The organism is Agreia sp. VKM Ac-1783 (assembly GCF_900177765.1).
Taxonomy (GTDB): domain Bacteria; phylum Actinomycetota; class Actinomycetes; order Actinomycetales; family Microbacteriaceae; genus Agreia.
The window spans coordinates 788,647-803,136 of sequence record NZ_FXWI01000002.1; the positions used below are offsets into that span (position 1 = coordinate 788,647).

At 66.9% G+C, this 14,490-nt stretch carries 15 protein-coding genes; 9 read left to right on the top strand and 6 right to left on the bottom strand.

Going from position 1 to position 14,490, the window contains the following annotated elements; translation table 11 throughout:
• Positions 1-85: 85 nt before the first annotated feature.
• Positions 86-859, bottom strand: coding sequence for a CbiX/SirB N-terminal domain-containing protein (locus tag CCK87_RS08770; RefSeq protein WP_086461002.1), 774 nt, complete (start codon positions 857-859; stop codon positions 86-88).
• Positions 856-1,188: a nitrite reductase small subunit NirD gene (gene nirD, locus CCK87_RS08775; protein ID WP_086461003.1), complete on the bottom strand. Its 333-nt coding sequence runs from the start codon at positions 1,186-1,188 to the stop codon at positions 856-858. Before nirD ends, CCK87_RS08770 begins: the two co-directional genes overlap by 4 nt.
• A gap of 226 nt (positions 1,189-1,414) precedes the next feature.
• On the opposite strand from nirD, the gene nirB reads away from it, so the two are divergent.
• The 4 genes from nirB (at position 1,415) to CCK87_RS08795 (ending at position 7,348) form a co-directional block, all read left to right on the top strand.
• Positions 1,415-4,030: a nitrite reductase large subunit NirB gene (nirB, locus tag CCK87_RS08780; protein ID WP_086461255.1), complete on the top strand. Its 2,616-nt coding sequence runs from the start codon at positions 1,415-1,417 to the stop codon at positions 4,028-4,030.
• Between the two features lie 4 nt (positions 4,031-4,034).
• The gene (gene cobA, locus CCK87_RS08785; RefSeq protein ID WP_086461004.1) at positions 4,035-5,129 is read left to right on the top strand and encodes a uroporphyrinogen-III C-methyltransferase; all 1,095 of its coding nucleotides are present in this window, start codon (positions 4,035-4,037) and stop codon (positions 5,127-5,129) included.
• Positions 5,130-5,141: 12 nt separating this feature from the next.
• Positions 5,142-6,275 (top strand): uroporphyrinogen-III synthase, encoded by a 1,134-nt coding sequence (locus CCK87_RS08790; RefSeq protein ID WP_086461005.1) that lies wholly within the window; start codon positions 5,142-5,144, stop codon positions 6,273-6,275.
• A gap of 77 nt (positions 6,276-6,352) precedes the next feature.
• A complete protein-coding gene (locus CCK87_RS08795; RefSeq protein WP_086461006.1) occupies positions 6,353-7,348 on the top strand; it encodes a DJ-1/PfpI family protein in 996 nt (331 codons plus the stop codon).
• On the opposite strand, the gene CCK87_RS08800 is transcribed toward CCK87_RS08795, so the two are convergent.
• On the bottom strand, positions 7,259-8,176 hold the full coding sequence (locus tag CCK87_RS08800; RefSeq protein WP_170927203.1) for a helix-turn-helix transcriptional regulator: 918 nt from the start codon (positions 8,174-8,176) through the stop codon (positions 7,259-7,261). The two genes, CCK87_RS08795 and CCK87_RS08800, sit on opposite strands and share 90 nt — an antisense overlap.
• A gap of 221 nt (positions 8,177-8,397) precedes the next feature.
• Between CCK87_RS08800 and CCK87_RS08805 the strand changes: the two genes are divergently transcribed.
• Positions 8,398-9,192 carry a helix-turn-helix domain-containing protein gene (locus tag CCK87_RS08805; RefSeq protein ID WP_086461008.1) on the top strand — a complete coding sequence of 265 codons (795 nt, stop codon included), beginning with the start codon at positions 8,398-8,400 and terminating at the stop codon, positions 9,190-9,192.
• 7 nt (positions 9,193-9,199) lie between these two features.
• On the opposite strand, the gene CCK87_RS08810 is transcribed toward CCK87_RS08805, so the two are convergent.
• Positions 9,200-9,745, bottom strand: a complete 546-nt coding sequence (locus CCK87_RS08810) for a hypothetical protein (protein ID WP_170927204.1) — start codon at positions 9,743-9,745, stop codon at positions 9,200-9,202.
• Positions 9,746-9,854: 109 nt separating this feature from the next.
• Here CCK87_RS08810 and CCK87_RS08815 point away from each other — a divergent pair, with 109 nt between their 5' ends.
• Genes CCK87_RS08815 through CCK87_RS08825 form a run of 3 tightly spaced genes read left to right on the top strand, consistent with a single transcriptional unit; the run spans position 9,855 to position 12,414 of the window.
• Entirely contained in the window at positions 9,855-10,733 is an 879-nt protein-coding gene (locus tag CCK87_RS08815) for a DNA/RNA non-specific endonuclease (RefSeq protein ID WP_086461010.1), read from the top strand.
• A 2-nt stretch (positions 10,734-10,735) separates the two neighbouring features.
• Entirely contained in the window at positions 10,736-11,476 is a 741-nt protein-coding gene (locus CCK87_RS08820; RefSeq protein WP_249273795.1) for a DUF2071 domain-containing protein, read from the top strand.
• On the top strand, positions 11,473-12,414 hold the full coding sequence (locus tag CCK87_RS08825; RefSeq protein WP_086461012.1) for an EamA family transporter: 942 nt from the start codon (positions 11,473-11,475) through the stop codon (positions 12,412-12,414). The genes CCK87_RS08820 and CCK87_RS08825 overlap by 4 nt, the downstream gene beginning before the upstream one ends.
• Here the strand turns inward: CCK87_RS08825 and CCK87_RS08830 are convergent.
• Positions 12,379-12,963: an XRE family transcriptional regulator gene (locus CCK87_RS08830; protein WP_086461256.1), complete on the bottom strand. Its 585-nt coding sequence runs from the start codon at positions 12,961-12,963 to the stop codon at positions 12,379-12,381. The genes CCK87_RS08825 and CCK87_RS08830 overlap by 36 nt on opposite strands.
• Positions 12,964-13,010: 47 nt before the next feature.
• On the opposite strand from CCK87_RS08830, the gene CCK87_RS08835 reads away from it, so the two are divergent.
• A complete protein-coding gene (locus CCK87_RS08835; protein WP_086461013.1) occupies positions 13,011-13,883 on the top strand; it encodes a class I SAM-dependent methyltransferase in 873 nt (290 codons plus the stop codon).
• Between the two features lie 10 nt (positions 13,884-13,893).
• On the opposite strand, the gene CCK87_RS08840 is transcribed toward CCK87_RS08835, so the two are convergent.
• On the bottom strand, positions 13,894-14,469 hold the full coding sequence (locus tag CCK87_RS08840) for a dihydrofolate reductase family protein (RefSeq protein WP_086461014.1): 576 nt from the start codon (positions 14,467-14,469) through the stop codon (positions 13,894-13,896).
• Positions 14,470-14,490: the final 21 nt, after the last annotated feature.

Sequence of the window (14,490 nt, forward strand, 5' to 3'; positions counted from 1 at the left end):
GGTCGAAGGGGCGGGTGGACGAGCTGTCGTTGTCGACGCTAGCCACGCGGTGTTTCAGCCGACGGCCGGAGCGATTACCGTTCGGTCACCAGGTCGTCGCATGGGCGCTGCGGCCCTGATAGACCTCGGAAACATGCTCGTCACATTGGCTCTCGAAGCGGTCGACGACGACATCGACGAGCTCGGGCGGCGGGGTCTGTCCGTCGATCAGCAGCGGCTGCGTCACGACATCCCCGCCCGCCCTGTGCACCAGGGATTGGAAGTAGCCGGGAGCGAGCAGGTAGCTCGCGACGACCACGCGGCGGCCGGGCGACTCCGAGCGCGCCATCGCGACCGCCTGCTCGAGTCGAGGCTCTACAGCCGAGAGAAACCCCACGGTCACCGGTCTGTCCAGCTCCGCGGCGAGCAGCGAGCCCATGATGCGGCAGTCGTCGACCGCGCCGGAATCGCTCGATCCAGCGGCGGCGAGCACGACGCTGTCGTCGTCTCGCAGACCGACGGCCGCCAGCCTGGCCGAGAGAATGCGTGCGAGCCGCGCATCCGGACCCAGAGCCGAGGTCACGACGACCGGCCGTGGCGTCGACGACCGGATCGCGTCAGCCGCGGCGTCTGCCAGGTCGACGTGCACGTGATAGCCAGTCGAGAGCAGAAGGGGCACGATCACCACGGGATCGCCCTGGCCGATCGTGTCGAGCGCCGTCGGCACGTCGGGCTGCTGCACATCGACGAATGAGCCGACGACGGTCAGATCGCGCCGACGTTCGGCGACGGCCGAGACGAGGGATGCGACGGCGCGGCGACCCGACAGATCGCTTGTGCCGTGCGATGCCGCGAGCAGAACAGGAGGTGAGGTCGTCACGCGGCCACGCCGCCGATCTCCACGACTCCGTCGACGACTCGCACCCCGATGACGGGCAGGCGGTACTCCGGAGTGCTGTAGCACTCCCCCGTCTCGAGGTCGTAGACCTGCTTGTGCAGCGGCGAGGCGATGGTGACTCGGTCGCCCCGAGAACCGACGATGCCCCGCGCGAGTACCTGCGATCCCGTGGCGGGATCCTCGTTGGAGACGGCGTGGATGCGGTCACCGGGAAGGCGGAAGAGCGCGAACTGCTCGCCGTCGACGAGCACGGCCTCGCCCCAGAGAACCTCGAGGTCGTCGAGACGGCAGACAGGAGTCCAGGTCGTCATAGGTCGAGCCTTTCTGGCGCGGTCGCGAACGGGGATGCCCTCAACCTAGGCGGCGCAGATTTCGCCCTGTGACCGCCGCCGTGACGGTCGCGTAACAAAGACCTCTCCATGGCCGAGCAAAACGGTGAGGCGCGCGTCACACGCTGTTACGTGGGCGCAATCGAGACGAAATCGGCGCTGCTTAGGCTTCGAGCATCCCCTGATGACGCACGTGGAAGGCACAGCCATGACGAGCCCGAACTTCTCCGGCGAACGACCCCGTCGGGTCGTCGTCATCGGTGGCGGCCCCGCCGCGCACCGGTTCGCGGAATCGATGCAGTCGCGTCGAGCCGAGGCCTCCTCGCACGACGTCACGGTGACCGTTCTCGGCGACGAGACGCATCTTCCGTACGACCGTGTGGCTCTGTCACGGCGACTCGTGTCGTCGCAAGATCTGACCCTCGGCGACAGGGAGCTCTGGAATTCGCCGGGGATCGCGTACCGAGGCGGTGTCGCCGCGAGCCGGGTCGACCTCGACGCGCGTTCGGTCGAACTCGCGGACGGCAGCCTGTTGTCGTACGACGACCTGGTCTTCGCGACGGGGTCGGCGGCGACGGTTCCTCCGATCCCCGGAGCCTCGTCGGGCTACGTGTACCGAACCATCGAAGACGTGGACTTTCTCGTCGCGGAGACCGCGCGGCTCGCGACACAGCTCGGCCGGCCCGCCGATGTCGTGGTCGTCGGCGGAGGCCTCCTCGGACTCGAAGCCGCGGGTGGTCTCCAGCGACTCGGCGCCCGCTCGACCATCGTGCACTCGGGCCGGTGGTTGATGTCGGCTCAACTCGACGAGGGCGCGGGGCAGGCCCTCGGTCGGCTGATCGAGGCGCAGGGCGTGACGCTGGCCCTGGGCAACCGTCCGACACAGGTGCTCACGGGCCCGTCCGGCCGAGTGCTCGGTGTCGAACTGACCGACGGACGGGCCATCAGCGCCGATCTCGTGGTCTTCTCGATCGGCATCACCCCGCGAGACGAGCTCGCGCGCGCGGCCGGGCTCGATATCGGCGCACGCGGCGGCGTCGCCATCGGCGACGACTGCAGTTCCTCGCACGCCGGCGTCTGGGCGATCGGCGAGGTCGCGAGCGTCGGCGGCGTCTGTGTCGGACTCGTCGCTCCCGCGAATGCCATGGCCGAGGTCGTGGCCGATCGAATTCACGGCGGCACCGCGACCTTCCCGGGAATCGACGACGCCACGAAACTCAAGCTGTCGGGCGTCGAGGTGGCGAGCTTCGGTGACGCACTCGGCGCATCCGATGGTGCCCTCGAGGTCGTCTATGCCGATCCTGCCCGCGGCATGTACCAGAAGATCGTGGTCTCGAACGACGCCAAGACGCTGCTCGGCGGAATCTTCGTCGGAGACGCGGCGCCCTATACAGCGCTGAGGCCGCTCCTCGGTCGAGAGCTTCCCGGCGAGCCCAGCGCCTACCTATCTGCGGCCGGCGTCGAGGCCCCCGCGAGCGCCGAGCTCCCCGACGACGTTCAGCTGTGCTCGTGCAACAACGTCTCGGTCGGCGCCGTGCGCGGGGCCATCCGTGGCGACCACGGCGACGCGTGCACCGAACTCGGCCCGCTCAAGGCGTGCACCCGCGCGGGAACCCAGTGCGGATCGTGCGTGCCCCTGGTCAAGAAGATCCTCGAGACCGAGCTCTCCAAGGCCGGCATCGAGGTCTCGAAGGCGCTGTGCGAGCACGTCGACCTCAGTCGCAGCGAGCTGTTCGAGGCCGTGCGCATTCTGCAGCTCACCAGCTACGAGCAGATCATGGAGCACTTCGGTCGCGGCCTCGGCTGCGACGTGTGCAAGCCCGTCATGGCATCGATCCTGGCGACCCAGACCTCGAAGTACATCCTCGACTCCGGCAGCGGTGCTCTGCAGGACACGAATGACCGAGCCCTCGCGAACATGCAGAAAGACGGCACCTACTCGGTCGTCCCCCGCATTCCCGGCGGCGAGATCACCCCGGCGAAGCTCAAAGTGATCGCCGAGGTGGCGGAGCAGTTCAACCTCTACACGAAACTCACGGGCGGGCTGCGCATCGATATGTTCGGGGCACGCCTCGAGCAGCTCCCCGACATCTGGAAGATCCTCGTCGACGCGGGCTTCGAGTCGGGGCAGGCGTACGGCAAGTCGCTGCGCACCGTGAAGTCATGCGTGGGTTCGACCTGGTGCCGTTTCGGCGTGCAGGATGCCGTGGCGATGGCCATCGAGCTCGAGTTGCGTTATCGAGGCCTGCGGTCGCCACACAAGTTCAAGCTCGGCGTCTCAGGGTGCGCGCGCGAATGCGCGGAGGCACGGAGTAAGGACATCGGCATCATCGCCACCGAGCAGGGATGGAATCTGTACGTCGGCGGCAACGGCGGCTACCAGCCGGCGCACGCACTGCTGCTCGCACAGGATCTCGACGACAAGACACTCATCGCCTATATCGACCGGTACCTGATGTACTACATCCGCACCGCCGACCGTCTGCAGCGCACGGCGCGCTGGCAGGAAGAGCTGCCCGGCGGACTCGATCACGTTCGCGACGTCGTCTGCAGCGACTCGCTCGGACTCGCCGACGAACTCGAGGCCGCGATGGCCGAGCACGTGGGCAGCTACGAAGACGAGTGGGCGGCGACGCTGAACGACCCTGAGCGGCTCCGCCGGTTCCGTTCGTTCGTGAATGCCCCGCGCACACCCGACCCGAATGTGGTGCAGGTTACCGAGCGCGATCAACCACGGCCGGCCCGACCCGACGAGCGCGAGGCCGCGACCGCGGAACGAGTTCTCGTCTCGGGACCATCCATTCCTGTACGAAGGGAACAATAGGCCCATGGACATCTCGGTGAACCTGGCTGGCCGCCGTGTGCTCGTCGTCGGGCACGCTCGGCAGGCGCGCCACACGATCGCGCGCTGCGTCGCATCCGGTGCCCGTGTCTATCTCGCAGACGACGGTGCGCACCAGGACTCGCGCGCGATCGAGTCCGTCGTTCGTGTCATCGTGCCGAGCAACCGGCTCGAATGGAAGACACTCGTGTCATCGGTCGACCTCGTGATCTCCGTCGGAGTCGTTCCTGCGACCACCGAGGCGCTGGAACGCGCGACGCGTGAGGCCCGCATCTGGCTCACGACGGAGCCTCCGAGCCCCACGCTCCCGATCGGCCGCGTGACGCTCGTCGGTGGCGGGCCCGGGGACGGCCAGCTTCTGACGGTCGCTGCTCTCGCCGCGCTCCGCGAGGCAGATGTCGTCTTCTTCGACCGCCTCGGTCCCATCGCGCGTCTGGCGGAGTGGGCGCCCGGCGCCGAACTGGTCAACGTGGGCAAGACTCCCGGTCACCACGCGGTGAACCAGACCGAGATTCAGGAGTTGCTCGTCGAGGCTTCGCTCTCGGGCAAGACCGTCGTTCGACTGAAGGGCGGCGATCCTTTCGTCTTCGGCCGGGGTGGCGAGGAGGTCCTCGCCTGCAGCCGCGCGGGAGTTCCGGTCACCGTCGTATCCGGCGTCACCAGCGCCATCGCCGTTCCCGGCGCTGCCGGCATTCCCGTCACGCATCGCGAGATCTCCAAGCTCTTCACCGTCGTATCGGGTCACGTGCCACTCAGCGAGAGCGAGCTGCTGCACCTGGCCGGGCTCGGGGGGACGATCGTCGTTCTCATGGGCGTGGGAACCTTGCCGCACCTCACCGCCGGCCTCGCACGGGCGGGCATGTCGGCATCCATGCCCGTGGCCGTCGTCGAGAAGGGGTTCTCCGCGAGTCAGCGAACGACCCGGGCCACTCTCGGTGACATCGCACCGCTGGCGTCGCGCCTGGGGGTGGGCTCGCCCGCGGTCGTGGTGTTCGGCGAGGTCGTACGATTGAGCGAGCAACTCGATGTGACGGCCGCTACCTTCCTTCAGGATGCAGCGGCCGAGCTGACGATCGACTGACGAAAGAGGCTCGTGACCGACTCAGACGCAGATGCCCTGGTCAGAGCATTTCGCCCGGATCAACTCCGTGGCTTTCGTATCGGCGTGACCAGCGATCGCCGATCGGAGGACCTGATCGCGGCGTTCGAGCGCCGGGGTGCCGATGTCATGCATGCTCCCGCCATCCGGATCGCGGCGGCGGATGACGACGCCGAGCTGACCGCGGACACACTGGCGATCATCTCCGCGCGACCAGACGTGCTGCTGGCTACCACCTCGTACGGCGTCAGGCGCTGGTTCGAAGCCGCCGATGCCGCCGGTATCGGACACGAGCTGAGTGAGACTCTGGCACACACCCGCATCCTCGTCCGCGGCCCTAAGGCTCGTGGCGCGGTTCGCGCGGCAGGCCTCGACGACTCGGGGATGAGCGACGAGGAGACCACGAAGTCGCTGGTCGACCATGTGCTCCACGACGGGGCCGCGGGCAAGACCGTGGCTGTTCAGCTTCACGGGTTCACCGACGAGGGCCAGCTCCAGCGGCTCCGCGATTCGGGCGCAACCGTGCTGACCGTCGCACCGTACCGATGGTCATTGCCGGCGGACTCCTCACGTGTGCTCCGACTCGTCGAGGCGATCTGTGCGGGGTCGATCGACGCCGTCACCTTCACGAGCGCGCCCGCCGTCGAGGCTCTGTTCTCCGCCGCAGACGGAGCCGGCCGCCTCGATGCGCTGCAGGCGGCGTTCATGGGCCCGGTCGTTGCGGCAGCAGTCGGTCATGTGACCGCCGCTCCTCTTGTCGCCGCGGAAATCGAGCCGATCATCCCTCCGCGCTATCGCATGGGCGCGCTTATACGACTCGTCTGCGAGCACCTCGAAGAGAACCGCATCCAGCGCGTCTCCACCAGACACGGCGACATCGAATTGCGTGGCAGGCTTGTTCGCATCGGCGACGCCGAGGCCGTCCTCGCTCCGCTGTCGCTCGCGCTGTTCCGCGCGCTGCTGAGCGCAAAAGGGGCCGTCTTGTCGCGCGCAGAACTCATGGCGGCACAGCCCGACATGCAAGACGACCACGCGACCGACGTCGCGATCAGTCGGCTGAGACAGTCGCTTCCCGTGCCGGGGATCGTGTCGACGGTCATCAAACGGGGGTACCGAATAGCCGTCTAACCGACAGATGTCTGATGACATAGGCTTTAATAGAGCCAGCGCTCCAGAACTGCAGCGCGAGTAGACGTCAGGACACCATGCCAGCCACACGGCCATCCCGCGCTTCCCGACCGCCTCGGATCGGCATCCTGCTGTTCGACGATGTCAAGATGCTCGACTTCGCCGGCCCCGCCGAAGTGTTCTTCGAGGCGAACCAGCGCTCTGCCGGTTACGAGATCGTCACCATCTCGCGCTCCGGCGGGCCCGTGATGACCTCGATGGGAATCCAGGTCGGCGTTCAGACGTCCGTGGCGGATGCAGGATACCTCGATACCCTCATCGTTCCCGGCACCGAGAAGGCTGCAACGGTGTTCGCCGATCCGCTGCTGCTCGAATCCGTGGCCGAACTCGCCTCGAGATCCAGCCGGATCGCCGGCATCTGCACCGGAGCCTTCGGCCTCGCCGGCGTAGGCCTGCTGGCGGGAAAGTCGGCGACGACGCACTGGAAGTTCACGTCTCTGCTGGCAGAGAGGTACCCCGACATCGATGTTCAGCCCGAGGCCATCTTCGTGCACGATGGCGACATCTTCACGTCGGCGGGAGTCGCCGCGGGCATCGACCTGGCACTCTGCCTGCTCGAGCTCGACTACGGTCCCGAGGTGGCCCGCTCGGTAGCGCAACTGCTCCTCGTATACATGAAGCGCTCCGGCAACCAGTCACAGTTCTCCGCGGCGTTGCAAGGTCCTCCTCCGCGCACGCCTCTGATCACGGTCATCACCGATCACATCAGCGAAGACCCGTCGCGGCCCTATACGGTGGGCACTCTCGCCTCGGTCGCGAACGTGAGTTCGCGACATCTGACCCGGGTGATGCGCGACGAGGTCGGCATGTCGCCGATGGAATACGTCACGTCGATGAGGCTCGACCTCGCTGTCTCTTTCCTCGACTCCGGAGCGTCCGTGGCCGATGCCGCCGCACGGTCGGGCTATGCCACCCCGGTGGCGCTACGACGCTCGTTCGTCGCGCGCTTCACGATCACGCCCTCCGAGTACCAGCGCCGATTCCAGTCCACCCATCGCGAGCTCACGGCCTGACGACAGCCCGCGCGACAGGCTGTCGAGAACGGCGACGGCGCGCGATCCGGGTTCAGCCATGTAGGTCGTGAGGAACTGCCCGGGCGAGAGAGGGATGCCCAGGGTCTGCCAATTCAGCGATACCACTCCGAAGGGCTCGATGAGCATCGTGCTCACTCCGGCGCTCAGGGGTTTCGCGTCGTACTCGGCCCAGATGCGACGAAACGAGAGGTGACTGGTCGAGAGTCGGCCCACGAGATCCTGAAGCCGAGCGTCGTGAGGGTCGCCGTTGAAGCGCAGCGCAGCGATGTATTCGCGGATCATCTCGTCGTCGCGCGGTTGACCCGCGGAGTGCATGACCGTCGTCATGGTGACCTGGTCATAGGCCGCCTCGAGCAGATTCGTGCCGGGCACGAGAATGGTCGGAGCGATCAGACGGGCCATGGAGTTCGAGGCCAGCACATCGAGATTCGCGTCGGTGACGTAAGCGGGCGTCTGCTTCCATCGGTCGAGCAGACGGGTCACGCTCTCGCTCACCCCGACGGATGCCCTCACCGCGCGGAGATACGGACGCGGTCGAGCCAGCCGAGAGAGGTAGCTCAACCCGTTGTCATCGAGCAGGAGTGCCTTTGCGAGCGAACGAACGACCTGCTCCGACGGGCGCCTGTCGCGGCCCTGTTCGATACGGAGGTAGTACTCGGGGCTGATGTCGGCTCGGGCCGCCACTTCTTCGCGCCGCAATCCGGGCACTCGACGGGTGGCTTCGCGTGGCAGTCCGACGTCTTCGGGCTGCAGCAGTTCGCGGCGAGCGCGAAGGAATTGGCCTAATGGACTCGATGACACACTCATGCGTTCGTCCTCCACCTCAGCGAATACCTCTGCAACCGCTCTCAGTGTCGCCGAGATGGAGGTCGCAGCGTGAGTAGGTGTCGGGCCGAGCATGGTGCACAAAAGGACAAGCGTGCCGGGCGATCTCTGGGTGGTAGTGGCACGGCCATGTGGAGCGTCGCCCCGCGCTCATAGACTCGCGGTCATCACCCGCTCCAGACGACAGAGGGCTGCGTTCCACCATGAGTCTCTACCATCTGACAGACGACCGCATCGGCCAATCCCGGCTGCTCGACGACGACCCGGGCCGGCGTCACGAGGCCTTCGGCGCTGCAGTGGCGCATCAGCGCATCGATCCGGGTTTCCACTCGTCGGTGTGGGCCGTCATCGTCGATCCGAGCGCCGGTGCCGACCGCGCACGAGCGCTGGCCTCACGCATCGCCGCATCGTCTCGCGCAGAGGCCGTGTTCGTGCGCGAGAGATCCGGATGCCTCTACTTCGTCACGCGCGCCCGTCCCGAGACGACGACGTTCGACGAGCGCATCCGCGAACTCGCGAGCCGGTTCGAGCTGCGCGTGCTCGGCATCGGGGCAGCCCTCATCGAGCATTCCGACTACGACCTCGCGCCCGTGGCCGAGCGCGCCCACCGCGCCGCAAGCATCCTGGCTGCGCTGCCAGAGCTCGGTCACATGGGCTGGCACAATCAGCTCGGCCCGTGGATCATGCTGAGCCGCATCACGCCCGGATCCGTGCGGGTGCGCGACATCTCCCCCGCGGCCGATGTGCTGCTTGAACCGGCGAACTCGATCTATCGACAGACGGTCGAGGTCTACCTCGACGTGGCCGGCCGCATCGCCGATGCCTGCGCTCGGTTGCACATCCACCGCACCACTCTCTATTACCGACTCGACAAGGCTCCCGAGGCGGTTCGCGACGCCCTTCACGACGGATCCGCCCGCAGCAGTCTTCACCTCGCGCTCAAGCTGGAGCGACTGTGGCACGCCCATCGAGAATCGCCCATCGACTTCGCGTTGTGATCCGACGTCAGTCCGAGTCGGATCCGATTCGTGACTCGATGAGCTCGTCCAGGCGCTCCCGGGAGTCATCGTCGACGGGCTGCCAGATGAACAGCACATCGTCCTCGCTCTCCGGCACCGTGAGCATGTAATAGGCACAGGTGATCCGGCCTACTGGCGTGTGGTCGAACTGCACAACGCCCCTGCTCGTCGCTCGGCGCGATTCGTCGGCCCACGCGACCGAGAACTCTCGACTGTGCACCGAGAGCTCTCCGATGATCGTGTGAAAGTCCCTGTCGGGCTCGTGCTCGTCGAGCGATTCGCGAAGCAGCGCCGCCATCTGCGCTGAGGCCTCTTGCCAACTGGCGTGTTCGCGGTCGACGTCGGGGCCGAGAAAGGCGAAGCGCGCCAGGTTGGTGCCCTCGGTGAAGCCCTGGCTCAACGCGATGGCCGCGGCGTTCGACACCACGACCGTGAACAGCCGGTCGCAGAGGAAGGCAGGAATCGAGACCCACGATGCGAGCAGATCACTCAGCGCGGCGCGAGAACGAGCAGAATCGGCATCATCGTGCATGTCGCTCACGGTAGACCTCGCAGCGCGCGGCGAACACCCCGTCTGGCGAATTCCGACGATGGTCGAAAGGGCGGCGGTTTTGACGGTTCACAGGTGGTTGACTGGGCCGATGGACGCCATCACCCCGCAGCGTGCGGGCTACCGATCCGACTTCCTCGCCGTTGCGGTCGCTCTGCCCGCACCGACCACAGGAACCCCGTTTCGAGAACTGCTCTACACGCATTTCACCGTGCTTCTCGACCCGGTGAGGCGGCTCGCTCTATCGACAGGGGTGAACATCGACGGCGACTCGCTCGACGACATCGCGCGCGGTGACGACTGGCATATAGACGACAGGATTCCCGACCGCGAGCAGACCGGAGAGGAGATCTACGCTCGCAACGAGCTCGATCGCGGCCATCTGGTGCGGCGGAGAGACCCCGTGTGGGGAGATCGTGCCACGGCGGCCCAGGCGAACTTCGACACCTTCGCATACCCGAACGCAGCCCCTCAGGCGAGCGAGTTCAACCAGTCGAAGGAGTTGTGGCTCGGTCTGGAAGACCACGTGCTCTCTTACGCCCAGACGAACCGCAATCGAATCAGCGTCTTCACCTCCCCGGTGCTCGCGCTGAACGATCCGTTGTACCGTGGCGTGGGCATCCCCCAGTCGTTCTGGAAGGTGGCGGTCTGGACCTCGGACGAGACCGGCACTGCCACCCTCCGTTCGGCCGGCTTCGTGCTCGATCAGTCGTCTCAGCTGACGGACATCGATCTCAACGACTCCAGCGCGCAGGCCCTCGTCGACGGCGGACCGCCGCCCCTCGGGCCGTACCTCAGCTACCAGGTTCCGGTCGAAGACATCGAGAGCCTCACGGGACTCGACTTCGGAGACCTCGTGGGTGCCGACGTTATGGCGCCCGTGCTCGCCGGCAGGGCCGACGGCTCACCTCGAACCGGATGGGTGAGACTGCGCTCCGAAGACGACATCACCCTCGAGAAGGCCGAATAGCCGTGGAGCTCTCACGCACAGCTCCCTCGCTTCGCGGTGGCGTCGTCGCCGCCCAGGAATGGCGACAGGTCGCCTTCGTGCACTGGCGGGTCGCGCCTGAAGTCGTGGCTCCACTCCTGCCTCCGGGCGTCGTTCCCGATGTCTTCGATGGATCGAGCTGGGTCGGGCTCATCGCCTTCCGCCTGGGCGACGCACGCATCGGCCCGCTGCCCCCGACATCGCGCTGGGGATCCTTCACCGAGGTCAACGTGCGGCTCTACGGCGTCGACGCAGCGGGCCGCCGGGGCGTCGTGTTCCGCTCGCTCGAGGCATCCAGCCTGCCGGCCGTGATCGCCGCCCGCGGCCTCTTCGGGCTCCCTTACGTGTGGTCGCGCACCGACCAGCGGCAGAGCTCCGACGGGTGGCAGTACGCATCCCGTCGACGAGCTCTCTTGCCTGGGTCGCCCGAACCGCGATTCCGCCTCGACGTGTCTGTCGACGAGACGCGCACGGTCGACGACGACCTGTCGCTGTTCTTGACCGCCCGATGGGGACTCTTCCAAGAACGGCTCGGTCGCACTCTGTGGCTGCCGAACGAGCATGAGCCCTGGGTGCTGCATCCGGCGCGGGTCACCGCGCTCTACGACGAACTCTGTGCCGCAGCCGGACTTCCGGGCATCGTGGATTCCCCGCCAGACTCGGTGCTGTTCAGCCCGGGCGTCGACGCGCGCTTCGGCCTCGGCAGCATGAAGGGTGCCGTGTGACGGGGCACCGACTCGTCGGTGTCGCCGCCATTCTCGTGACCTCTGTGCTGTGGGGAACGACGGGAACCGCCGCGACCCTCGCCCCCACCGTCGGCCCCCTCGCGATCGGCTCCGCAGCTCTCGGCATCGGCGGGTTGCTGCAGGCGGCCATAGCCCTGCCCGCGCTCCGCGCTGCCCGCTCTGCCCTCCGCGCGAGGCGTGGCATCGTGATCCTCGGCGCTGTCTCGGTGGCGATCTACCCACTCGCTTTCTACAGTTCGATGCAGTCGGCTGGAGTCGCGGTGGGTTCCGTCGTCTCGCTGGCCTCTGCGCCCCTGGCGTCTGGCCTGCTCGAGCGGGTGGTCGACCGTCGCGCCCTGAGCCGCTGGTGGATGCTCGCGGCCGGGTTGGGCGTGATCGGCAGCGTCATGCTGTGCGCGGCGAAGCTCGACGGCCCGGCCTCCTCGGCGGCGGGAACCGTCTCGGGCATCCTGCTCGGGCTGCTCGCGGGTGCGACATACGCCATCTACTCGTGGGTGGCACACAGGCTCATGAGCGAGGGCGTGAGCCGCGGCGCCTCGATGGGTTCCGTCTTCGGGCTCGGAGGCGTGATGCTCCTTCCCGTTCTCGTGATCACGGGGGCGCCGCTGATCGCATCGCCCCAGGCGTTCGCCGTCGCGACCTACATGGCGCTCGTACCGATGTTCCTCGGCTACGTGCTCTTCGGAATCGGCCTGGCCCGGGTGACGGCGAGCACGGCGACGACCATCACGATCGCCGAGCCCGCCGTCGCCACCGTGCTCGCCGTGCTCGTCGTCGGCGAAAGGCTCACCACACTGGGGTGGGCCGGACTCGGCGTGATCGCTCTCGTGCTCGTGCTGCTCGCCGTAGCCCCGGCCACCTCACCTCGTCGCGAGACGCGGTCAGGCCTGCCGTTTCGCGGGTCGATGACCGGGTAGGTGGGCACGCTCTCCGTCGTGATCGAAGATCGTGAGCAGCTCGACGGGTCCGTCGTTGGCTTCGAGGGCGTGCGGCGTCATCGTCGAGAACTCGGCCGCCTGACCCTCGCGCACCAGAATCGTCCGCTCACCGAGACGCAAGGTGAGCACCCCCTTGAGAACCGTGAACCATTCATAGCCCGGGTGCACCTGCGGCTCCGTCTTCTCGCGCTCCGCGGTGATGCGCATCTTGGCGATCATGACTCCCCTGCGGTCACGCTCGCGCGAGAGGAGCCAGATCGTCGATCCGATCCCCGTCTCGGGCTCGGGCCTGATGACGACGTCGTCGTCGCCCTCCGATTCGACCAGTTGATCGAGAGTCGTTCCGAGCGCCTGGGCGATCGGCACGAGCTGATCGAGAGCGATGCGCCGGTGCCCCGTCTCGATTCGGCTGAGCGTCGACGGCGAGAGATAGCACCGGCTCGACAGAGTGTCCAGGGTCCAGCCCAGAGACAGGCGAAGGCTTCGGATGCGCTGGCGCACCACGTCGTCGATCAGGTCTTGCGTCATACGCAAGAGCATATGCCGCATGAGGATGATTCGCGTAGCGTTGTCCTATGACGCACGCCTCCCACGCACTGCACCACTCGCATCCCGACCGAGCCAAACACGGTCAGGCACCTGAACACCATGCCGAGCTCGAGGAGGTGCTCGATCTCGACGCGCGGCTCGGCGCGTCGGTGTTGTCGCAGGCCATGGATGACGCCGTGCAAGCGCTCGCGACCGAGCCTCGCGAGATCGTCGATCTCGGTGCCGGCACTGGAACCGGAACGGTCGCCCTCGCGCACCGCTTCGGCCGCGCCCGAGTCCACAGCATCGACGCCTCCGTCGGCATGCTCGATCGCGTGCGGGAGGCCGCGAGGGAAGCGGGCGTGGCCGAGCGCGTACAGCCGCACCTAGCGGACCTCGACGGCGAGTGGACCGCCGATCTGCCCGACGGAATCGACATGGCGTGGGCGGCTCTGTCGCTGCACCACGTCGAAGATCCACCTCGTCTTCTGCGGCAGCTCTTCGAATCCCTTCGCCCCGGAGGCGTGCTTGTAGTGATCGAGATGACGGGCGAGACGAGCTATGAACCCGCCGACCTGGGAACCAGACGCGCTCGACTCGGAAACCGCATCGTAGATACGCTCGCCGCACGAGGCTATCCGGTCACCGCAGACTGGACGGATGCTCTCACTTCCGCCGGATTCGCCCCGGTACGTCGGCGCGAGACGAGCGTCACCGCGTCGACAGAGACACGAGACGGCTCCCGCTACCTCGAAGTGCAGCTCGCCTTCAATCGCGCCTTGCTCGCCGAGGGCATGGACAGTGACGATCTCGACGCTGTCGACGAGGTGATCACACAGCTGGGCGGCGGCTATTCACCTCTCGCCGTCGCATCCGGACGCGTCATCTGGGTGGCCGTGCGACCCGACGTCGCCGCATGACGCGTCGACGTCAGTCTTCGTGCGCGTCTGACGCGGGCACATAGCGAAGCCAGAGCCCTCCGGACGACAGACGATGCTCGTCGAGCAACCTGAGGTCGAGGCGGATTCCGATGGGGAAGAAGGGCGTACCGCCACCGACTGTCTTCGGCCCGAGAACGGGCTGGTATTCATCGACGAGACCCGCTCGGACAGCGTGAGCTGCGAGGTGCGGGCCGTCGATGGTGATGTCGCTCTCGGAGGCAGATTTGAGCTCTCGGATCGCGGCGACATCGAAGGAGCGCTCGATGCGCGTCCGCTCGCTGGAGACATCCTGCAGCGTCGTCGAGTAGACGACCTTGTCGGCAGCCTGCCAGACGCGGGCGAAGTCAACGATGAACGGCGGCGCCTGTTCGAGCAGATGGGCCGTCTCCCAGAAGACCATCGTCTCGTACATGCGACGGCCGTACAGAAAGGTGCCCACCGACCGAAGCTGCTCTCCGAAGAAATCATGTTCGTCTTCGCCGACCTCCGTGAAGTCGAACCCGCCCTCGGCATCGATGGCGTAGCCGTCGAGTGAGGTGATCATCGAATAGATCAGTTTGCCCACGGGAACCTCCGAACGGGTGCC